Raw genomic sequence first — 20777 nt, 5'->3', positions numbered from 1 at the left:
CATGGCGCGTTGCAATGACCCCCTGCTTTATACATACTTGCGGCCGATTTTATCCCTATAAAAATACCCAAACCGTGGAACCTTAGAATGAGCACAGCAATCAGTCCGACTGCTTATAACTATAAGGTAGTCCGCCAGTTCGCCATCATGACGGTGGTCTGGGGGATCCTTGGCATGGGGCTCGGTGTCTTCATTGCCTCGCAACTGGTCTGGCCGGAACTGAACTTCGGTCTGCCGTGGACGAGCTTTGGACGCCTGCGCCCGTTGCACACAAACCTGGTGATTTTCGCCTTCGGCGGTTGTGCACTGTTTGCCACTTCCTACTATGTCGTGCAGCGAACCTGCCAGACGCGACTGATTTCCGACAGCCTCGCGGCCTTCACCTTCTGGGGCTGGCAAGCGGTCATCGTCGGCGCAATCATTACCTTGCCGCTGGGTTACACCACCACCAAGGAATACGCCGAACTGGAATGGCCGATCGCGATTCTGCTGGCGATTGTCTGGGTCACTTACGGTCTGGTGTTCTTCGGCACCATCACCAAGCGCAAAACCAAGCACATCTACGTCGGCAACTGGTTCTACGGCGCGTTCATTGTCGTCACCGCGATGCTGCACATCGTCAACCACATGTCGCTGCCGGTCAGCCTGTTCAAGTCGTATTCGGCCTACTCCGGTGCCACTGACGCGATGATCCAGTGGTGGTACGGCCACAACGCGGTGGGTTTCTTCCTGACCACCGGTTTCCTCGGGATGATGTACTACTTCGTGCCGAAACAGGCCGAACGCCCGATCTACTCCTATCGTCTGTCGATCGTGCACTTCTGGGCGCTGATCACCCTGTATATCTGGGCCGGCCCGCACCACCTGCACTACACCGCCCTGCCGGACTGGGCACAATCGCTGGGCATGGCGATGTCGATCATCCTCCTGGCGCCAAGCTGGGGCGGCATGATCAACGGCATGATGACCCTGTCGGGCGCCTGGCATAAGTTGCGCACCGACCCGATCCTACGCTTCCTCGTGGTATCGCTGGCGTTCTACGGCATGTCGACCTTCGAAGGGCCGATGATGGCGATCAAGACCGTCAACTCGCTCTCGCACTACACCGACTGGACCATCGGCCACGTACACGCCGGCGCCCTCGGTTGGGTAGCAATGATCTCGATCGGCGCGATCTACCACATGATCCCGAAACTGTTCGGCCGGGCGCAGATGCACAGCACCGGGCTGATCAATGCGCACTTCTGGCTCGCCACTATCGGCACCGTGCTCTACATCGCGTCGATGTGGGTCAACGGCATCACCCAGGGCCTGATGTGGCGTGCAATCAACGATGACGGCACCCTCACCTACTCGTTCGTCGAAGCGCTGCAGGCCAGCCACCCGGGCTTCATCGTCCGCGCGCTGGGCGGTGCTTTCTTTGCCAGCGGCATGCTGCTGATGGCTTACAACGTGTACCGCACCGTACGTGCGTCGGATCCGGTTGAAGCCGAAGCCGCCGCCAAGATTGCCGTCGTTGGAGCTCACTGATGAAGCATGAAGCTGTCGAGAAGAATATTGGCCTGCTGGCCTTCTTCATGGTCATCGCCGTCAGCGTCGGTGGCCTGACCCAAATTGTTCCGCTGTTCTTCCAGGACGTCACCAACAAGCCGGTCGAGGGCATGAAGCCGCGCTCGGCGCTGGAACTGGAAGGCCGCGACGTGTACATCGCCAACGGTTGTGTCGGCTGCCACTCGCAGATGATCCGCCCGTTCCGCGCTGAAACCGAACGCTATGGCCACTATTCGGTTGCCGGTGAAAGCGTCTGGGACCACCCGTTCCTGTGGGGTTCCAAACGTACCGGTCCGGACCTGGCCCGTGTGGGCGGTCGTTACTCCGATGACTGGCAACGTGCGCACTTGTACAACCCGCGCAACGTGGTCCCCGAGTCGAAAATGCCGGCTTACCCGTTCCTCGTGGAAAACAAGCTCGACGGCAAGGAAACCGCGAAAAAAATGGAAGTCTTGCGCACCCTCGGCGTGCCTTACACCGACGAAGACATCGCCGGTGCACAGGATGCCGTGAAGGGCAAAACCGAAATGGACGCGCTGGTGGCCTATCTGCAAGGCCTGGGCACCATCATCAAAAGCAAACGGTGAATCTGATGGATATCGGGATGATTCGAGGCCTGGGCACCGTGGTCGTGATGGTGGCTTTCATCGGTCTGGCCTTGTGGGTGTTCAGCCCCAAGCGCAAGTCGGAATTTGAAGACGCGACCATGCTGCCTTTTGCCGATGATCCCGAAGCCATCAAGCACGTCGAGCAAGCTTCTAGGAGTAACAAAGAATGACTACATTCTGGAGTCTGTACGTCACAGTCCTCAGTCTCGGTACGATCTTCGCCTTGACCTGGCTGCTACTGTCGACCCGCAAGGGCCAGCGCAGCGAACAGACGGACGAGACGGTCGGCCACTCCTTCGACGGGATCGAGGAGTACGACAACCCGCTGCCGAAATGGTGGTTCATGCTGTTCGTCGGCACCATCATTTTTGCCCTGGGTTATCTGGTGCTGTACCCGGGCCTGGGCAACTGGAAAGGTCTGCTGCCGGGCTACAACTATCTGGATACCGAGAAGCAGACCGCTTTCGCCAACGGCCAGACCGGCTGGACCGGCGTCCACGAATGGGAAAAGGAAATGGCCCGTTCGGACGCTCGCTTCGGTCCGATCTTCGCCAAGTTCGCGGCGATGCCGATCGAAGAAGTTGCCAAGGATCCGCAAGCACTGAAAATGGGCGGCCGTCTGTTCGCGTCCAACTGCTCGGTGTGCCACGGTTCCGACGCCAAGGGTGCCTATGGCTTCCCTAACCTGACCGACGCCGACTGGCGCTGGGGCGGTGAGCCGGAAACCATCAAGACCACCATCATGGGCGGTCGCCACGCGGTGATGCCGGCGTGGGCTGAAGTGATCGGCGAGCAAGGCGTGGCCGATGTGGCTGCCTACGTGGTCACCAACCTCGATGGCCGTAAATTGCCGGAAGGCACCAAGGCCGACCCGGCCAACGGTCAGAAACTCTTCGCCGCCAACTGCGTCGCCTGCCACGGCCCTGCCGGTAAAGGCACCCCGGCCATGGGCGCGCCTGACCTGACACACCCGGGCGCATTCATCTACGGCTCGAGCTTCGCGCAACTGCAGCAGACCATCCGCTACGGCCGTCAGGGCCAGATGCCGGCGCAGGAACAACTGCAGGGCAACGACAAGGTGCACCTGCTGGCGGCGTATGTTTACAGCCTGTCCCATGGTGAAAAAGCGCCGGAGGCAAAGGCTGAGTAAAGCCAACGCTTGAAGCAAAAAAGGCCCCGCCAATGAGAATTGGCGGGGCCTTTTTGCATCCTGGCATTCATGACTCGAAACGGTTGCTCAATGGATCTGAGCTGATAAACACGGTGCCCTTATGAAAATGACAAACCGATCGTCCTCGACCCGCCTTTCCGATTGCAGGGGAAATCTCAAGGTAGTAACGTTCCTACATCAGAATTTCTGGAGGCCAAACATGATGGCCATCACCACTATTTCAAGCCGCGAGTTCAACCAGGACACCAGTGCAGCCAAAAAAGCCACGCATCAAGGTCCAGTGATCATTACTGACCGAGGCAGGCCTGCCCACGTGTTGCTCAGCATCGAGGAGTACCAGAAACTGACGGGTTGCCAGACCAGCATCGTTGAGCTACTGGCGATGCCGGATGCGCTTGAAATCGAATTCGAACCCGAGCGCGCCGTCATCACTCCTCGCAGCGTGGACCTTTCCTGATGTTTCTGCTGGATACCAATGTAGTTTCCGAGTTGCGGAAGAACCAAGCCGACAGGCATGTGGTGAAATGGGCAAACAGCATTTCCCCAGCCAGCCTGTATCTATCCGCAATCACTGTGCTGGAACTGGAAACGGGCGTCCTGCGTATCGAACGTCGTGACCCTTCACAAGGCCCACTGCTGCGCAACTGGCTGGAACATCACGTCAAACCGGCGTTCTCTGGCAGAATCCTGCCGGTCGATAGCAGCGTCGCCATCCGGTGCGCACGATTGCACGTTCCCGACCGCAGCAATGAATGCGACGCCTTGATCGCCGCCACCGCGCTTGTACACGGGCTTACGCTGGTAACTCGCAACATTGCGGACTTCCAACACAGCGGCGTCAAACTGATCAACCCATGGATCGCTGCCAACACCTGATTGATGAATACCCCGCCCTATCAGCGGCGGGGCTTTTGTCAGGGGCGTTGGGCGAAGACTGAATGCACCACAGTGGTGTCGATCAACGTTCGATTGCGCCATTGGTTGTTCTTCACCAGGTACACCTGGAGTTGCTTGCGATCCTCAGTGAAACTGGCAATCAGATAGGTTTGCTGAGAGGTACTGCCACTCAGGTACATGGGCACGTTACCTTGTTGATAGGCATCACCTCCGTCCTCGTGCAAATGGCCGGCAAAAATCGCCGTCACTCGATATTTGTTAACCATGTCGTAGAAGCGTTTCTGTTGCGCCTGGGTTCCCATGTGGTTCAACGGTTTATGCATGTTGATGATGATGGCGTAGCCCGACGCTCGCGCCAGCCTGAGATCCGTCTCGAGCCAGTCCAGTGCATCGTTGATTTCGAACGTCGTCGGATTCAATGGATGAGCAATCCGGGCGGTATAGGTCGGTTCGTTGTTGAGCTGAACCATATGCACTTCGCCGATATTTTTCGAATAGGCGAGACTGCCCGAATAGGTCTTGCTCAGAAAGCCACTGGTAATCTTCAGATCGAAGTTATCGACCTTACCTTCATGATGCTCTTTGAACTCGACGATACTTCCTGCCGCACAGCTATTGCTAAAGCAATCATCGACATTGTTTTCATAGTCGTGATTACCAAGCCCGTAGAGATATTCGCCCTTGAAATGTTTATCCAGCAGATCCTTCATGAACGAGCGCTGCCAGCCATGCCCGAATGCGGTTATATCACCATTGATCATCAAGGGAACCTGCGCTTGAGAGCCGTGCAGATTTCTGAATTCGGCAATGCTCGCAAGTTGGGTTTCCACCAGCCATTTCGAGCGCTCCTTGAATTCGGAATCGGATTCGGGTATGCGGCGATCGGTCTTGTCCGTCCACGGATATTGAGTATCCGAAGCAAACACCATGTGTTTCGGCATGTCAGTAGTGGCCTGAGCGGTAATAGCCGAAGCTAACATCCAGGCACCCACAAAGATGCTCTTGAGATTATTCAAATTCATGCTTTAAATTCCATTTAAGTTAACTATCAATACGCAAAAGAATTTCGCGAGAGCAAAACTTAGGCGAACACAGCTAAAACTTCAAAGCATTCATAAACAACAATCAAGTTTATATGTTTCAGACCCAACAACTTGCAACAGGCAGCCAATTCAATCTATGGCTCTTGTAGCCGAAGTGGCAACGACGGACGGTTTGTCGTTCAACTTGCGACATCGACGGTTGTTGCTTGAACAAGCGATTGAAAAGATGAACTAGCCGCTTCGGCAAAACCGTCCATACTCAACAAGTCAATTGATCTGCGTCAGGCTTTTGCGCAATCGCTACACCATCCGCATTTTTTACCCAACGCGACCAAAGGTCGCACCCTTGAGCCAGAGCGGCAGGCGTATCATCACGCTACTGCAACAGCCCTTTTTGACTTCGGTTGGCACGTATCGACCGAGGCATTTTTCCACTGCCGTGGGATGCAATGATGAGCAATCAGATTCCGGTAAACGACGTCACGCCGCCGAGCAAGAACGCGAACAACAGCGTCGACCTTTATGCCTCACGAGAAAAAATCTACACCCGTGCCTTCACCGGCCTGTTCCGCAATCTGCGGATGCTCGGCGGTGCGGCGTTGTTTCTGCTGTATTTCGGCACGGTGTGGCTGAACTGGGGCGGTCATCAGGCGGTGTGGTGGAACCTGCCCGAGCGCAAGTTCTTCATTTTCGGCGCGACCTTCTGGCCACAGGATTTCATCCTGCTCTCGGGCCTGTTGATCATTGCCGCGTTCGGCCTGTTCTTCATCACTGTCTATGCCGGGCGCGTCTGGTGCGGTTATACCTGCCCGCAGAGCGTGTGGACGTGGATTTTCATGTGGTGCGAAAAGGTCACCGAAGGCGACCGCAACCAGCGCATAAAGCTCGACAAGGCGCCGATGAGCGCCAACAAATTCCTGCGCAAACTGGCCAAGCATTCGCTGTGGCTGCTGATCGGTTTTGTCACCGGCATGACCTTTGTCGGCTACTTTTCGCCGATCCGCGAACTGGTCATCGAGTTCTTCACCGGTCAGGCTGATGGCTGGTCGTATTTCTGGGTCGGTTTTTTCACCCTCGCCACGTACGGCAATGCCGGTTGGTTGCGTGAGCAGGTGTGCATCTACATGTGCCCGTATGCGCGCTTCCAGAGCGTGATGTTCGACAAGGACACGCTGATCGTTTCCTACGATCCGCGCCGTGGCGAAAGCCGTGGGCCGCGCAAGAAAGGCATCGACTACAAGGCGCTGGGGCTGGGCGATTGCATCGACTGCACGATGTGCGTGCAGGTCTGCCCGACCGGTATCGACATCCGCGATGGCCTGCAGATCGAGTGCATCGGCTGCGCTGCGTGCATCGACGCTTGCGACAGCATCATGGACAAGATGGATTACCCGCGCGGGCTGATCAGCTACACCACCGAGCACAACCTCTCCGGGCAGAAAACCCATAAACTGCGTCCGCGCCTGATCGGTTACGCCGTGGTGCTGCTGGCGATGATCAGCCTGTTGGTCGCTGCGTTCTTCATGCGTTCGCTGGTCGGCTTCGACGTCAGCAAAGACCGCGTGCTGTACCGCGAAAACGCCGAAGGCCGGATCGAAAACGTCTACAGCCTGAAGATCATGAACAAGGATCAGCGCGACCACACTTACCTGCTGCAAGCCGAGGGCCTGCCGGACCTGCGCCTGCAAGGCAAGCGCGAGATCAAGGTGGCCGCCGGCGATATCGTCAGCATGCCGGTCGAGTTGTCGAGCGCACCGGAACAACTGCCATCGAGCACCAACGAGGTGAAATTCATCCTCAAGGACGCCGATGACAACAGCGTCCACGTTGAAGCCAAGAGCCGATTCATCGGCCCACAAATCCGTTGAGAGAATTTTGAACATGCCCGCTGCAAACGCCGCAAGTCCCTGGTACAAGCACCTCTGGCCGTGGATCATCATCGCGATTCTGGCCTGCTCGGTGGCCTTGACCCTGTCGATGGTGACCATCGCGGTGAACAACCCGGACAATCTGGTCAACGACAACTATTACGAAGCGGGCAAAGGCATCAACCGTTCACTGGATCGCGAGCTGCTGGCGCAAACCCTGAAGCTGCGTGCAGCGGTGCATCTGGATGACGTGACCGGGGAAGTCGATCTGCGCTTGAACGGTGACAGCCAGCCGCAAACCCTGGAACTGAACCTGATCTCGCCGACCCAGCCGGAGAAGGATCGCAAGATTGTTTTGACCCGCAGTGGCAGCGAGAGCGGGCGCTACATCGGCCAGTTAAGCGACAAGGTTGAAGGGCGACGGTTTGTCGAGTTGCTTGGCAGCCAGGATGAGCACGTGTGGCGCATGTTTGAAGAAGAACTGGTCAGCCATGACAAGGAACTGCTGCTGGGTGACGAGCCATTGCAGGGTGCGGAAGACCTGAAAAAATAAGCCTTTTACTCTGATCGTTCCCACGCTCTGCGTGGGAACGCAGCCAGGGACGCTCCGCGTCCCAGCCGAAGCGGACGCGGAGCGTCCGGGGAGGCATTCCCACGCGGAGCGTGGGAACGATCATCGGAACGCGCACCATGACCAGCCCAACCCCCTGCTACCACTGCGCCCTGCCCGTCCCGTCCGGCAGCCGCTTCACCGCCGTCGTCCTCGGGCAGGCCCGGGAGTTCTGCTGCCCGGGCTGCCAGGCGGTGGCCGAAGCCATTGTCGCCGGGGGGCTGGAAAGTTATTACCAGCATCGCAGCGAAGCGTCGGCCAATCCCGAAGCGCTGCCGGTGCAACTGAGCGATGAACTGGCGCTGTACGACCGCGCCGACGTGCAGCAACCCTTCGTGCGCCACGAAGGCGATCTGGCCGAAACCACCCTGTTGATGGAAGGCATCAGTTGCGCCGCCTGCGGCTGGCTGATCGAGAAACACCTGCGCACCCTGCCCGCCGTCGCCGAAGCGCGGTTGAACCTGTCCAACCATCGCCTGCACGTACGCTGGGCCGATGCACAACTGCCGCTGAGCCAGATCCTCGCCGAGCTGCGCCACATTGGTTACGCTGCTCACCCCTATCAGGCCGACCGCGCCAGCGAACAACTGGCCAGCGAGAATCGCCTGGCCCTGCGCCAGCTCGGCGTCGCCGGTCTGCTGTGGTTTCAGGCGATGATGGCGACCATGGCCACCTGGCCGGAATTCAACATCGACCTCAGTCCCGAGCTGCACACGATCCTGCGCTGGGTCGCGCTGTTTCTCACCACACCCATCGTGTTCTACAGCTGCGCGCCGTTCTTCAAAGGCGCGATGCGCGATTTGCGTACGCGCCACCTGACCATGGACGTTTCTGTTTCACTGGCGATCGGCAGCGCTTACATCGCCGGGATCTGGACATCGATCACCGGGGTCGGCGAGCTGTACTTCGATGCGGTCGGCATGTTCGCGCTGTTTTTGCTCGCCGGGCGTTATCTGGAACGCCGCGCCCGCGAACGCACCGCTGCCGCCACTGCGCAACTGGTCAACCTGTTGCCGGCCTCGTGCCTGCGCCTGGATAGCGATGGCCAGAGCGAACGCATCCTGCTCAGCGAGTTGCGCGTGGGCGAGCGGATACTGGTGCAGCCGGGCTCGATTCTGCCGGCCGACGGCAAGATCATCGATGGCCAGTCGAGCATCGACGAATCGCTGCTGACCGGCGAATACCTGCCACAGCCGCGCACGCTCGGTGATGCGGTCACTGCGGGCACGCTCAACGTCGAAGGCGCATTGACCGTCGAAGTGCAGGCGCTGGGACAGGACACGCGTCTCTCCGCGATCGTGCGCCTTCTCGATCGCGCTCAGGCGGAGAAACCGCGTCTGGCGGAAATCGCCGACCGCGCCGCGCAATGGTTTTTGCTGTTGTCGCTGATCGCGGCGGCAGTGATCGGCCTGCTGTGGTGGCAGCTGGACTCAGCGCGGGCGTTCTGGATCGTTCTCGCCATGCTGGTGGCGACCTGTCCGTGCGCGCTGTCGCTGGCGACGCCGACCGCCCTCACCGCCGCCACCGGCACCCTGCACAAACTCGGCCTGCTGCTGACCCGCGGTCATGTGCTGGAAGGCTTGAACCAGATCGACACGGTGATCTTCGACAAGACCGGCACGCTCACCGAAGGCCGGCTGGTGCTGCGCTCGATTCGCCCGCTCGGCGCGCTCGACAGCGAGCAATGCCTGAGCCTTGCCGCTGCGCTGGAAAACCGCTCGGAACACCCGATCGCCCGCGCTTTCGGGCGTGCGCCGCTGGCCGCTGAGGACGTACACAGCACACCGGGGCTGGGCCTGGAAGGCGTGGTCGGTGAGCAACGCTTGCGCATCGGTCAGGCCGAATTTGCCTGCGCCCTGAGCGGCGCGGCACTGCCGTCAATGCCTGATGAAGCCGGACAATGGTTGCTGCTCGCCGACACGCACGGACCGCTGGCGTGGCTGGTGCTCGATGATCGCCTGCGTGACGACGCTCCCGCCCTGCTCGCGGCTTGCAAAGCGCGGGGCTGGCGCACCTTGCTGTTGTCCGGCGACAGTTCGCCGATGGTCGCCAGTGTCGCCGCCGAACTGGGCATCGACGAGGCCCGTGGCGGCTTGCGCCCCGATGACAAACTGCAAGTGCTGCAACAACTGCACAAGGAAGGGCGCAAGGTGCTAATGCTCGGTGACGGCGTCAACGACGTGCCGGTGCTGGCTGCGGCCGATATCAGCGTGGCCATGGGCTCGGCCACCGACCTGGCGAAAACCAGCGCCGATGCAGTGTTGCTGTCCAATCGCCTCGACGCCTTGGTACAGGCCTTCGCGCTGGCGCGACGCACGCGCCGGGTAATCATCGAAAACCTGCTGTGGGCAGCGCTGTACAATGGCCTCATGTTGCCGTTCGCCGCCCTCGGCTGGATCACTCCGGTGTGGGCGGCGGTCGGCATGTCGATCAGTTCGCTGACCGTGGTGCTCAACGCCCTGCGCCTGACTCGTCTGCCGAGCGCGCCGGCCGCCGGCAGCCCGACCCAAACCCGCCCGCTGCCGGCCTGAGCCGCGCGGGCCTGGAGTTACCGATGCCAGCTCTCTACGTGATGATTCCCGCTGCCTTGCTCATCGTCGCCATCGCCGTGTACATCTTCTTCTGGGCGGTGGACAGCGGTCAGTACGACGACCTCGACGGCCCGGCGCACAGCATCCTTTTTGACGATCAGGACCCCAACCACACCGCTGCGGTGGACGAAGCCAACGCTGGCAAACCGGACGACAAGGCGCCACCCCATGCTTGAACTGGCGCCGCTGCTGGTCTCGGCGCTGATCCTCGGCCTGCTTGGTGGCGGCCATTGTCTGGGCATGTGCGGCGGTCTGATGGGCGCGCTGACCCTGGCGATTCCCAAGGAGCAGCGCAGCCGGCGCTTTCGTCTGTTGCTGGCGTATAACCTCGGGCGGATTCTCAGTTACGCCACGGCGGGACTGCTCATCGGCCTGGCCGGCTGGGCAGTCGCCAACAGCCCGGCGGCGCTGTTCATGCGCGTACTGGCCGGGTTGCTGCTGATCGCCATGGGCTTGTACCTCGCCGGTTGGTGGAGCGGGCTCACCCGTATCGAAGCGCTCGGGCGTGGCTTATGGCGTTTTATTCAACCGGTGGCGAATCGCTTGCTGCCGGTTTCCAGCCTGCCGCGTGCCTTGCTGCTCGGTGCGCTGTGGGGCTGGCTGCCGTGCGGGCTGGTTTACAGCACCTTGCTGTGGAGCGCGAGTCAGGGCAATGCTCTGGACAGTGCATTGCTGATGCTCGCTTTCGGCCTCGGCACCTGGCCGGTGCTGCTGGCCACTGGGCTGGCGGCTGAACGGGTGACGGCGATCTTGCGCAAACGCAGCGTGCGCATGGCGGGGGGCTTGCTGGTGATTCTGTTTGGCTTATGGACCCTTCCCGGCCCGCATCAGCATTGGCTTATGGGCCATTAAATGTGTGGGGCGGCCTTCGCGAGCAGGCTCGCTCCCACGGGTCTTGAGTACGCTGCAAATCCAATGTGGGAGCGAGCCTGCTCGCGATGACGCCCGCATGAACAACGCAAATCCCCGCCGTTGATGCAAATCAAGATGCCCTGTAACGCCCTCCCCTAGACTCGCCACACTGCCAGCCTATCCGGGGGAATGCCCGCATGCTCGACGCCATTCGTTGGGACTCTGATCTGATCCGCCGCTACGATCTGGCGGGGCCACGCTACACCTCGTACCCGACCGCCGTGCAATTTCACGGTCAGGTCGGCACTTTCGACCTGTTCCACGCCCTGCGCGACAGCCGCAAGGCGCAGCGGCCGCTGTCGCTGTACGTGCATGTGCCGTTCTGCGCGAACATTTGTTACTACTGCGCTTGCAACAAGGTCATCACCAAGGATCGCGGCCGTGCGCAACCGTATCTGCAACGGCTTGAGCAGGAAATCCAGTTGGTCGCCTGCCACCTCGACCCGGCGCAAACCGTCGAGCAACTGCATTTCGGTGGCGGCACACCGACCTTTCTCAGCCACGACGAGTTGCGCCAGCTGATGGCGCACCTGCGCAAGCATTTCAATTTGCTCAACGATGATTCGGGCGATTACGGCATTGAAATCGACCCGCGCGAGGCTGACTGGTCAACCATGGGCCTGCTGCGCGAACTGGGTTTCAACCGGGTCAGCATTGGCCTGCAGGATCTTGACCCGGCGGTGCAGCGCGCAGTCAATCGCCTGCAAAGCCTGGAAGAAACCCGCGCGGTGATCGATGCGGCGCGAACCCTGCAATTTCGTTCGATCAATATCGATCTGATTTATGGCCTGCCCAAGCAGACACCCGACAATTTCGCCCGCACCGTCGAGGAAGTGATCAGCCTGCAACCGGATCGTCTTTCGGTTTTCAACTACGCACACCTGCCAGAACGCTTCATGCCGCAACGGCGGATCAACAGTAGCGACTTGCCGAGCCCGGCGCACAAACTGGAAATGCTCCAGCGCACCATCGAGCAACTGACCGCTGCCGGCTACCGTTACATCGGCATGGACCACTTCGCCCTGCCTGATGACGAACTGGCCATCGCTCAGGAAGAGCAGACTCTGCAACGCAATTTCCAGGGTTACACCACCCACGGCCATTGCGACCTGATTGGTCTGGGCGTGTCGGCGATCAGCCAGATCGGCGATCTGTACTGCCAGAACAGCAGCGACCTCACGGCCTATCAGAACAGCCTGGCCAGCGCGCAGCTGGCGACCAGTCGCGGCCTGGTGTGCAACGCTGACGACCGCTTGCGCCGCGCAGTGATTCAGCAACTGATCTGCAATTTCAAACTTGAATTCGCCGAGATCGAGCAGCAGTTCAACATCGATTTTCAAGGCTACTTCGGCGCGCTGTGGCCGCAGTTGCAAGGCATGGCCGAGGATGGCCTGATCAGGCTTGAGCGCGAGCACATCGAGGTGCTGCCGGCGGGTCGATTGCTGGTTCGCTCGGTGTGCATGGTTTTCGATGCGTACCTGGAGCAGCAGAACCGCCAGCGTTTCTCGCGAGTGATTTAAGGCTTGGTCAGCAACGAGCCGACCTTGAGGTTCTGATCAGGGTTGAGCGCCGACTGGTTCATGACTTTCGACAAGGAAAGGTTGGCGGTGATCAGGCCGCTGTTGAGGGCGGCTATGGCGCCCCGTAATGCGGCGAGCTTGTTGATCTTTTCCTCGTTGGAGAGGGTTCTGTCTGACATGACCGCCGCCATGCGCGCTTTTTTCTCGATGATTTCTTTTTGGATCTTGCGAATCATCTTCAGCAACTGCTGGATGTTCTCCGGCAAGCCACTGTTGTCGATGTCACTGTTTTCGCCGCCGACAGCGGCGGATTTGGCGATGGCCGCGCCGGACAGCGACACTTTGACGCCCTCGACCAAGGTCGGGGTTGCCGTATTCGACAAGGCGTCGTCGCGGTCGATTGCAGCGTCGGGAGCGGTTACCTCCGGCGAAGCAGCAATGCCGCTGCTACCGGGGCTTAGCGTGCCAATGGCGGTCATCGGGGCCTTCCTTGGATGAGTACTGATAGTGGGTTATCGGCCGGCGGTGCTGCGGCTTTATGTCTGTAGGACAACGCCGCCGCGTGCTGGCCTGAATGTCCTCCCGTGGGTTACCCTTACGGCTTATGTGTGTTTTCCCACAAGGATTGAAGAAATGTCCGAGCCAGTCAAACTGCGCGCTCACAACCAGGCCCACTGCAAGGATTGCAGCCTGGCCCCGCTCTGCCTGCCACTTTCTCTGAATCTGGAAGACATGGATGCGCTCGACGAAATCGTTAAACGCGGCCGCCCGCTGAAGAAGGGCGAGTTCCTGTTCCGCCAGGGCGACACCTTTGATTCCGTTTATGCAGTCCGCTCCGGCGCGCTGAAGACCTTCAGCCTGAGCGATGCCGGCGAAGAGCAACTGACCGGCTTCCACCTGCCAAGCGAACTGGTTGGCCTGTCGGGCATGGACACCGAAAAACACCCGGTCTCGGCCCAGGCGCTGGAAACCACTTCGGTCTGCGAGATTCCCTTCGAACGCCTCGACGAACTCGCGCTGCAATTACCACAACTGCGCCGCCAGTTGATGCGGGTGATGAGCCGCGAGATTCGTGACGACCAGCAAATGATGCTGCTGCTGTCGAAGAAGACCGCCGACGAGCGCATCGCCACTTTTCTGGTCAACCTGTCGGCCCGCTTCCGCGCTCGCGGCTTCTCGGCCAACCAGTTCCGCCTGAGCATGTCGCGCAATGAAATCGGCAATTACCTGGGCCTGGCGGTGGAAACCGTGTCGCGGGTGTTCACCCGTTTCCAGCAGAACGAGCTGATCGCCGCCGAGGGCAAAGAGATTCACATCCTCGACCCGATCCAGCTGTGTGCGCTGGCCGGCGGCTCGATCGAAGGCTGATCACGACCCGCGGTTGAGCGAATCGTTTCAGCCGCGGGTATACTGCGCCGTTTGCAGCCCTGCCAGGACACCCCGATGGTCTTCGACTCCTTCGACATCAAATCCCTGATCCGCCCCGTGATCGACTTCCCGAAACCGGGCGTGATCTTTCGCGACATCACCCCGCTGTTCCAGTCGCCGACGGCCCTGCGCCTGGTGATGGACAGCTTCGCCCACCGCTACGTCGAAGCCGACTTCACCCACATTGGCGCAATGGATGCCCGTGGTTTTCTGATCGGTTCGGTACTGGCCTATCAGTTGAACAAGCCGCTGGTGCTATTCCGCAAGCAAGGCAAACTGCCGGCGGACGTGCTCGCCGAAGGTTATGCGACCGAATACGGCGAAGCGTTCCTGGAAGTGCACGCCGACAGCCTGTGTGAAGGCGATTCGGTGGTGATGTTCGATGACCTGATCGCCACCGGCGGCACGCTGATCGCAGCGGCCAACCTGATTCGCCGCATGGGCGCGCGGGTGCATGAAGCGGCGGCGATCATTGACCTGCCAGAGCTGCAAGGTTCGCAGCGCTTGCAGGATATGGGCATCCCGACGTTCTGCCTGACGCAGTTTGCTTTGACCGATAAATAAGCAGCGTCTGACAGGCAGCTTTCGCGAGCAGGCTCGCTCCCACAGGGCAATGCATTACAACTGTGGGAGCGAGCCTGGTCGCGAAGGGGCCGGCAGCTACACCGCAAGATTTAAAGCCCCATCTGCTTGCTGATGATTTCGTTCATCACTTCCCGCGTCCCGCCGCCAATCGACAGAATGCGGTTATCCCGATACAGCCGCTCCACCAGGCTTTCACGCATGTAACCGAGCCCGCCAAGAATCTGCACGGCTTCGGTGGTGATCCGGTCCGAGGTGTCGGTGGCGAAGTTCTTCGCCATGGAAATCTCCTTGATCACACTCTGCCCCGCCGCCATTTTCGCCGCTTGCCGGTAAGTGAACTCCCGCGACACTTCCAGCGCCGTGGCCATTTCGGCGAGGCGATGCTTGATCACCTGAAACTTGCCGATGGGTTTGCCGAACGCCTCACGCTCGCGCGCCCACTTCAGGCTCTCCTCCAGCGCCAATTGCGCCGTCATGTTGGCCATCAGCGCCAGCGCCAGGCGTTCGCTCTGAAAATTGCCCATGATGCAGGCGAAGCCCATGTTCTCGGCGCCGATGAGGTTTCCTACAGGCACGCGGCAGTCATCGAAGAACAATTCAGCGGTGTCCGACGCCCACCAGCCCATTTTCTTCAATTGCCGACCGACACTGAAACCCGGCGTGCCCTTCTCGATCAGCAACAGGCTGATACCGCCGAACCCCGGCGCACCGGTACGCACCGCGACGGTGTAGAAATCCGCGCGCACACCGCTGGTGATGAAAGTTTTGCTGCCACTGACCCGATAGAAGTCACCATCACGCACGGCGCGGGTTTGCAGGTTGGCGACGTCGGAGCCGCCACTGGGCTCGGTCACCGCCAAGGCGCTGATCTTTTCGCCGCTGAGCACTTGGGGGACGACCCGCTCTCGCACCTCAGGCCGCGCCCATTTGACGATCGGTGGCAGACCGATATCCAGCGAACCCAGCCCCGCCACCAGGCCACCAGAGCCACAGCGCATCAGTTCTTCACTGGCGGCGACCTTGGCGAACAGATCGCCTTCATGGCTGCCGCCAAGCGCTTCGGGATAGCCGATACCGAGAATGCCCGCCGCACCGGCCTTGAGGTACAGGTCACGGGGAAAGCTTTCGGCTTCTTCCCACTGATCGATGTCCGGCAGGATCTCGCGTTCGACAAAACGTCTGACGCTGTCGCGGACCAATTGATGGCTGGGGTCGAAGTATTCCTGAAAGGCAGGCATGGGCGAGCTCCACGGAAGGGTTCGCCGACGTTAACCGAGCGCTTGCTTGGTTATCAATGAAATTGTGTGAATCAGATGGACCGCGGCGCACCATTCGCGAGCAGGCTCGCTCCCACAGGGGATTTGTGAACGACACAAAACCAATGTGGGAGCGAGCTTGCTCGCGAAGGCGTCAGTTCAGACGCCGCAAATTCAGAGGGAAATCGGTTTACGCCCGGCAAACGAATGCGCCAGCGTGCCGCCGTCGACCAGCTCCAGCTCACCGCCCAGCGGCACGCCGTGGGCAATCCGCGAGGCGACCAGGCCTTTGTGGTTGAGCAACTGCGCGATGTAGTGCGCCGTCGCCTCGCCTTCCACGGTCGGGTTGGTGGCGAGGATGACTTCGGCAAAGGTCCCCGCCTCTTCAATCCGCGCCATCAGTTGCGGAATCCCGATCGCTTCAGGCCCCAGGCCATCCAGCGGCGACAAGTGCCCCTTGAGCACGAAATAGCGGCCACGGAAGCCGGTCTGCTCCACCGCATAAACGTCCATCGGCCCTTCGACTACGCAAAGCAGCGTGTCATCGCGGCGCGGGTCGGCACATTGCGGGCAGAGGTCGTCTTCGGTCAGCGTGCGGCACTGGCGGCAATGGCCGACGCCTTCCATGGCCTGGCTCAAGGCCTGAGCCAGACGGGTGCCGCCGCTGCGATCACGTTCGAGCAACTGCAACGCCATGCGCTGAGCGGTTTTCTGACCCACGCCCGGCAAGGTGCGCAGAGCGTCGATCAGTTGGCGAATCAAAGGGCTGAAGCTCATGGGTAAACAGTCCGACTAAACAACGAGACGCGGTTTATACCCGCGCCTCTGGCCAGCGTCAAATCCTCAGTCCTGGGCGACCCGGACCACCAGTTTGCCGAAGTTGCGCCCTTCCAGCAGACCGATGAACGCCTCGGGCGCCTGCTCCAGGCCTTCGACCACGTCCTCGCGGAATTTCACCTTGCCGTCGCGTACCCACGGCACCATGTGGCTGATGAATTCCGGCTGACGATCACCGTAATCGTCGAAGACGATGAAGCCCTGAATCCGCACACGTTTGGTGAGCAAAGTGCGTTGCAGCATCGGCAAACGATCCGGGCCGGCCGGCGCCTCGGCGGCGTTGTAGCCGGCGATCAGGCCGCACAACGGGATGCGCGCCTTGGGATTGAGCAATGGCATGACGGCATCGAAGACATGGCCGCCGACGTTCTCGTAATAGATGTCGATGCCGTTGGGACAGGCCTTGGCCAGTTGCTCGGCGAAGTCATCGGCCTTGTGGTCGATGCAGGCATCAAAACCCAGCTCCTCGACCACGTATTTGCACTTCTCGGCACCACCGGCCACGCCGACCGCGCGCAGGCCTTTGATCTTCGCCACTTGCCCGACCACCGAGCCGACGGCACCGGACGCCGCAGCCACTACCAGGGTTTCGCCCTCTTTCGGCTGGCCGATGTCCATCAGGCCCATGTAGGCGGTCATGCCCGGCATGCCCAGCACCCCGAGGGCCATCGACGGGCTCGGCAGGCCGGCCGGGATCGGCATGATGTTACGGCCGTCGCTGATGCTGTGGCTCTGCCAACCGGTGGCGCCAACCACCAGATCACCTACGTGGAATTTCGGATGATTGGACTGCTCGACCCGGCTGACCGCACCACCGGTCATGACTTCGCCGATTTGCACTGGCGCAGCGTAGGACGGTGCGTCGCTCATACGTCCGCGCATGTACGGGTCAAGCGACAGGTACAGGGTTTTCAGCAATACCTGACCGTCCTGCAGGTCCGGCAGCGCCTCGCGCTCGAGACGGAAATTCTCCGGGGTCGGCGCGCCGCTCGGGCGCGAGGCGAGGACGAAGCGTTGATTGAGGGTGAGAGGGTCGGACATGTCAGCGTCTCCTGTGAATGGGGAATTCGGTATATAGGGAGCAGACCTTGGTAGCGGTGGTGTGTTCGATGTTTCTGCAGTTTTGCCCGAGGCTCGCTCCCACTGATCGTTCCCACGCTCTGCGTGGGAATGCAGCCCGGGACGCTCCGCGTCCCAATCGCAAGCTGGAACGCGGAGCGTCCCCAGAGGCATTCCCACGCAGAGCGCAGGAACGATCCGCGCCGCGCAGAAACAAAAATGCCAGGCACGACGCCTGGCATTTTGTGTAGCTCATCTGCCGCCCAAAGGCGAATCAGAATGGCAGTTTCATACCCGCTGGCAGGTTCATGCCGGCGGTCATGCTGCCCATTTTTTCCTGGCTGTTGGCTTCGATCTTGCGCACGGCGTCGTTGACGGCGGCAGCGACCACGGCTTCCAGCATCTCTTTGTCGTCTTCGCTCAGGCCTTCGACCAGGCTTGGGTCGATGCTCACGCTTTTAACGTCGTGACGACCGGTCATCACCACGGTGACCATGTCGCCGCCGGCCTTGCCGGTGACTTCGGCGTTGGCCAGTTCTTCCTGCATCTTGGCCATTTTTTCCTGCATCTGCTGCGCCTGCTTCATCAGGCCGGCCATGCCACCTTTCATCATGGGAATCACCTCAAACGTACTTGGATAAAACAGCGCCCGGCCATCTTGGCCGAGCACCTTCAGTTATTAGCCTTGGGTGACCAAGGCGTCGACAGGTTCAATAGTATCGCTTCGCACCACCGCGCCGAACTGCTGAACCATCTGCTGGATGAACGGATCACCGTGGATCGATTCCTCCGCCTCACGCTGGCGATTGGCGCGGCGGCGCGAGGCGGCCTGGGCCGGGGTTTCCTGCTCAGGCTTGATCAGCTCGATGGTCAGCGTCAGCGTGCGCCCGTGGAACTGGTTCAACGCGTCGTTGAGACGACGCTGTTGCGTGGCGTTGAACAGGGCGCTGTGGGCCGGGTCAAGGTGCATCAGCCAGTGGTCGCCGTCGACCGCAATCAACGTGCAGTTGGCGGCGATGCTGCCGGTCATGCCGGAAATCGGCAGTTTCGGGAACAGCTCCAGCCATTGCAGGGCCAGACCGGTGGCCGGTGCGGCGGCAGGTTCCGGCTCGGGCTCAGGCTCCGGATCGGCGGCGTGTTCGCTGGCCAGTTCGTCGAGGTAGCTGTAGGCCGAATCCATATCCGGCTCGATGTAGTCTTCATCCAGCGGCGGTTCGTCGTCCATGTCCATGCCCGGCGTAGCGGCATCGACGTCGGCGACGGACGGCTCGGGAATCGGCGCGGCGGCCCACTCCGGCGCATCCGGCACCACGCTGTCCGGGGTCGGCAGCGGCATCGGCGGCAGCTCGGGCTGCTCGCCAGCGGTTTCCAGCACTGGTTCGACGGCGGGTTGCTGAACGGGCGCAGGCTCGGCCTCGGCTTCCACCGGGTCGTTCCACGGCAGATCGACCGCGGCTTCGACGGCAACTGGCTCAGGCTCCGGTTGTGCTTCGACAACCGCAGCCAAAGGTTCTGGCTCGGCAACCGGCGCCGCTACCGGTGCGGGCGCAGGTGTGGGCGCAACAGCCGCAGCGACCACCGGCGCAGGCTTCGGCGCGGCAGCCACTGAGTTCGCGGAATCAACTGTGGCCTGGCTGATCCCCACTGGCTTTAGCGGTTGCCTCGGTGCGTCCGCCGTATCCGCCGGGCGGAACGCGAGCATCCGCAGCAAGACCATCTCGAAACCGCCGCGCGGGTCCGGCGCCAGCGGCAAATCGCGGCGACCAATCAGGCCCATCTGGTAATAGAACTGCACGTCTTCGGCCGGCAACGCCTGGGCCAGGGCTAATACGCGATCACGGTCGCCGTGGCCATTGTCGACGCCTTCAGGCAGCGCCTGAGCGATGGCCACGCGGTGCAGCACGTTAAGAATTTCCGAGAGCACGCCGTTCCAGTCCGGACCTTGCTCGGCCAAGTGACGCACGGCTTCGAGCAGCGCCTTGGCATCGCCTTCGATCAGCGCATGCAGCACGTCATAGACCTGACCGTGATCCAGCGTGCCGAGCATGGCCCGCACGTCGGTCGCGAGGACCTTGCCTTCACCGAACGCGATGGCCTGATCGGTCAGGCTCATGGCGTCACGCATCGAGCCATCAGCAGCGCGGCCGAGCAGCCACAGTGCATCGTCTTCGAACGGCACGTTTTCTGCGGTCAGCACGTGGGTCAAATGCTCGACCACACGCTCGGGCGTCATGTTCTTCAGGGAGAATTGCAGGCAGCGCGAAAGAATCGTTGCTGGAAGTTTCTGCGGATCGGTGGTCGCCAGGATGAACTTGACGTAGGGCGGCGGCTCTTCGAGGGTTTTCAACAGCGCATTGAAGGAATGGCTGGAAAGCATGTGCACTTCGTCGATCAGGTAGACCTTGAAGCGCCCACGGCTTGGCGCGTACTGCACGTTATCGAGCAGTTCGCGGGTGTCTTCGACCTTGGTGCGGCTGGCGGCGTCGATCTCGATCAGGTCGACAAAACGGCCTTCATCGATCTCGCGGCACACCGAACACTCGCCGCAGGGACTGGAGGTGATACCTGTCTCGCAGTTCAGGCACTTGGCAATAATCCGCGCGATGGTGGTCTTGCCGACCCCGCGCGTCCCGGTGAACAGGTAGGCGTGGTGCAGCCGTTGGCTGTCCAAGGCATTGATCAGAGCCTTGAGCACATGGGTCTGGCCGACCATTTCGCGGAACGAGCGTGGACGCCATTTACGTGCAAGAACCTGATAACTCATCGAAAACCGTCGCAGCGAAGGAAGCAGAAGCGGCTAATGCTAGCGGAGCAAGGGCAAAATTGCATCCGGTGTCCTCG

At 60.7% G+C, this 20777-nt stretch carries 21 protein-coding genes; 14 read left to right on the top strand and 7 right to left on the bottom strand.

The genetic code is table 11. The features are described from left to right. The first annotated feature begins 87 nt into the window (after nt 1-87). The 6 genes from ccoN (at nt 88) to AAEZ10_RS04020 (ending at nt 4206) form a co-directional block, all read left to right on the top strand. Nucleotides 88-1530, top strand: coding sequence for a cytochrome-c oxidase, cbb3-type subunit I (gene ccoN, locus AAEZ10_RS04045; protein WP_024012334.1), 1443 nt, complete (start codon nt 88-90; stop codon nt 1528-1530). Next, a complete protein-coding gene (gene ccoO / locus AAEZ10_RS04040) occupies nt 1530-2138 on the top strand; it encodes a cytochrome-c oxidase, cbb3-type subunit II (RefSeq protein WP_007917161.1) in 609 nt (202 codons plus the stop codon). The genes ccoN and ccoO overlap by 1 nt, the downstream gene beginning before the upstream one ends. Nucleotides 2139-2143: 5 nt before the next feature. After that, complete coding sequence (locus tag AAEZ10_RS04035; protein WP_126361818.1) at nt 2144-2329, top strand: cbb3-type cytochrome oxidase subunit 3; 186 nt, start codon at nt 2144-2146, stop codon at nt 2327-2329. Further along, nucleotides 2326-3309: a cytochrome-c oxidase, cbb3-type subunit III gene (gene ccoP / locus AAEZ10_RS04030; RefSeq protein ID WP_071171608.1), complete on the top strand. Its 984-nt coding sequence runs from the start codon at nt 2326-2328 to the stop codon at nt 3307-3309. Before AAEZ10_RS04035 ends, ccoP begins: the two co-directional genes overlap by 4 nt. 223 nt (nt 3310-3532) lie before the next feature. Further along, complete coding sequence (locus tag AAEZ10_RS04025; RefSeq protein ID WP_038861980.1) at nt 3533-3787, top strand: type II toxin-antitoxin system Phd/YefM family antitoxin; 255 nt, start codon at nt 3533-3535, stop codon at nt 3785-3787. After that, nucleotides 3787-4206: a type II toxin-antitoxin system VapC family toxin gene (locus AAEZ10_RS04020; RefSeq protein WP_350567841.1), complete on the top strand. Its 420-nt coding sequence runs from the start codon at nt 3787-3789 to the stop codon at nt 4204-4206. Before AAEZ10_RS04025 ends, AAEZ10_RS04020 begins: the two co-directional genes overlap by 1 nt. Nucleotides 4207-4244: 38 nt before the next feature. Here AAEZ10_RS04020 and AAEZ10_RS04015 read toward each other — a convergent pair whose 3' ends face one another. Beyond that, nucleotides 4245-5249 carry a metallophosphoesterase family protein gene (locus AAEZ10_RS04015; RefSeq protein ID WP_502947668.1) on the bottom strand — a complete coding sequence of 335 codons (1005 nt, stop codon included), beginning with the start codon at nt 5247-5249 and terminating at the stop codon, nt 4245-4247. A gap of 473 nt (nt 5250-5722) precedes the next feature. On the opposite strand from AAEZ10_RS04015, the gene ccoG reads away from it, so the two are divergent. From ccoG to hemN, 6 genes are all read left to right on the top strand, one after another. Next, nucleotides 5723-7138, top strand: coding sequence for a cytochrome c oxidase accessory protein CcoG (gene ccoG, locus AAEZ10_RS04010; RefSeq protein ID WP_350567838.1), 1416 nt, complete (start codon nt 5723-5725; stop codon nt 7136-7138). A gap of 13 nt (nt 7139-7151) precedes the next feature. Beyond that, nucleotides 7152-7691, top strand: coding sequence for a FixH family protein (locus AAEZ10_RS04005; RefSeq protein WP_056784237.1), 540 nt, complete (start codon nt 7152-7154; stop codon nt 7689-7691). Nucleotides 7692-7828: 137 nt separating this feature from the next. Further along, the gene (locus tag AAEZ10_RS04000) at nt 7829-10279 is read left to right on the top strand and encodes a heavy metal translocating P-type ATPase (RefSeq protein WP_350567835.1); all 2451 of its coding nucleotides are present in this window, start codon (nt 7829-7831) and stop codon (nt 10277-10279) included. Nucleotides 10280-10302: 23 nt separating this feature from the next. Further along, complete coding sequence (gene ccoS / locus AAEZ10_RS03995) at nt 10303-10515, top strand: cbb3-type cytochrome oxidase assembly protein CcoS (RefSeq protein WP_039763029.1); 213 nt, start codon at nt 10303-10305, stop codon at nt 10513-10515. Continuing rightward, a complete protein-coding gene (locus AAEZ10_RS03990) occupies nt 10508-11191 on the top strand; it encodes a sulfite exporter TauE/SafE family protein (RefSeq protein ID WP_041479091.1) in 684 nt (227 codons plus the stop codon). Before ccoS ends, AAEZ10_RS03990 begins: the two co-directional genes overlap by 8 nt. 197 nt (nt 11192-11388) lie before the next feature. Then, nucleotides 11389-12771 carry an oxygen-independent coproporphyrinogen III oxidase gene (gene hemN, locus AAEZ10_RS03985; RefSeq protein ID WP_350567830.1) on the top strand — a complete coding sequence of 461 codons (1383 nt, stop codon included), beginning with the start codon at nt 11389-11391 and terminating at the stop codon, nt 12769-12771. On the opposite strand, the gene AAEZ10_RS03980 is transcribed toward hemN, so the two are convergent. Further along, nucleotides 12768-13250 carry a hypothetical protein gene (locus AAEZ10_RS03980; RefSeq protein WP_350567827.1) on the bottom strand — a complete coding sequence of 161 codons (483 nt, stop codon included), beginning with the start codon at nt 13248-13250 and terminating at the stop codon, nt 12768-12770. The genes hemN and AAEZ10_RS03980 overlap by 4 nt on opposite strands. Before the next feature lie 154 nt (nt 13251-13404). Here AAEZ10_RS03980 and fnr point away from each other — a divergent pair, with 154 nt between their 5' ends. After that, the gene (gene fnr / locus AAEZ10_RS03975; protein WP_016773865.1) at nt 13405-14139 is read left to right on the top strand and encodes a fumarate/nitrate reduction transcriptional regulator Fnr; all 735 of its coding nucleotides are present in this window, start codon (nt 13405-13407) and stop codon (nt 14137-14139) included. 75 nt (nt 14140-14214) lie between these two features. Continuing rightward, nucleotides 14215-14763 carry an adenine phosphoribosyltransferase gene (locus tag AAEZ10_RS03970; protein ID WP_024012326.1) on the top strand — a complete coding sequence of 183 codons (549 nt, stop codon included), beginning with the start codon at nt 14215-14217 and terminating at the stop codon, nt 14761-14763. 110 nt (nt 14764-14873) lie between these two features. On the opposite strand, the gene AAEZ10_RS03965 is transcribed toward AAEZ10_RS03970, so the two are convergent. From AAEZ10_RS03965 to dnaX, 5 genes are all read right to left on the bottom strand, one after another. Beyond that, nucleotides 14874-16022, bottom strand: coding sequence for an acyl-CoA dehydrogenase family protein (locus AAEZ10_RS03965; RefSeq protein ID WP_350567823.1), 1149 nt, complete (start codon nt 16020-16022; stop codon nt 14874-14876). A gap of 192 nt (nt 16023-16214) precedes the next feature. Beyond that, nucleotides 16215-16817: a recombination mediator RecR gene (gene recR / locus AAEZ10_RS03960; protein WP_110646920.1), complete on the bottom strand. Its 603-nt coding sequence runs from the start codon at nt 16815-16817 to the stop codon at nt 16215-16217. 66 nt (nt 16818-16883) lie between these two features. Next, on the bottom strand, nt 16884-17918 hold the full coding sequence (curA, locus tag AAEZ10_RS03955; protein ID WP_350567819.1) for an NADPH-dependent curcumin/dihydrocurcumin reductase: 1035 nt from the start codon (nt 17916-17918) through the stop codon (nt 16884-16886). 292 nt (nt 17919-18210) lie between these two features. Continuing rightward, on the bottom strand, nt 18211-18549 hold the full coding sequence (locus AAEZ10_RS03950) for a YbaB/EbfC family nucleoid-associated protein (RefSeq protein ID WP_003223337.1): 339 nt from the start codon (nt 18547-18549) through the stop codon (nt 18211-18213). 66 nt (nt 18550-18615) lie between these two features. Further along, a complete protein-coding gene (gene dnaX, locus AAEZ10_RS03945) occupies nt 18616-20700 on the bottom strand; it encodes a DNA polymerase III subunit gamma/tau (protein ID WP_350567815.1) in 2085 nt (694 codons plus the stop codon). Between the last annotated feature and the right edge of the window lie 77 nt (nt 20701-20777).

Origin of the sequence: Pseudomonas sp. H26/SER47-MNA-CIBAN-0231, assembly GCF_040310465.1 — a bacterium.
Lineage (GTDB): Bacteria > Pseudomonadota > Gammaproteobacteria > Pseudomonadales > Pseudomonadaceae > Aquipseudomonas > Aquipseudomonas atacamensis.
Note: the sequence above shows the minus strand (reverse complement) of the source record. Positions and strands in the feature narration are given on the sequence as shown.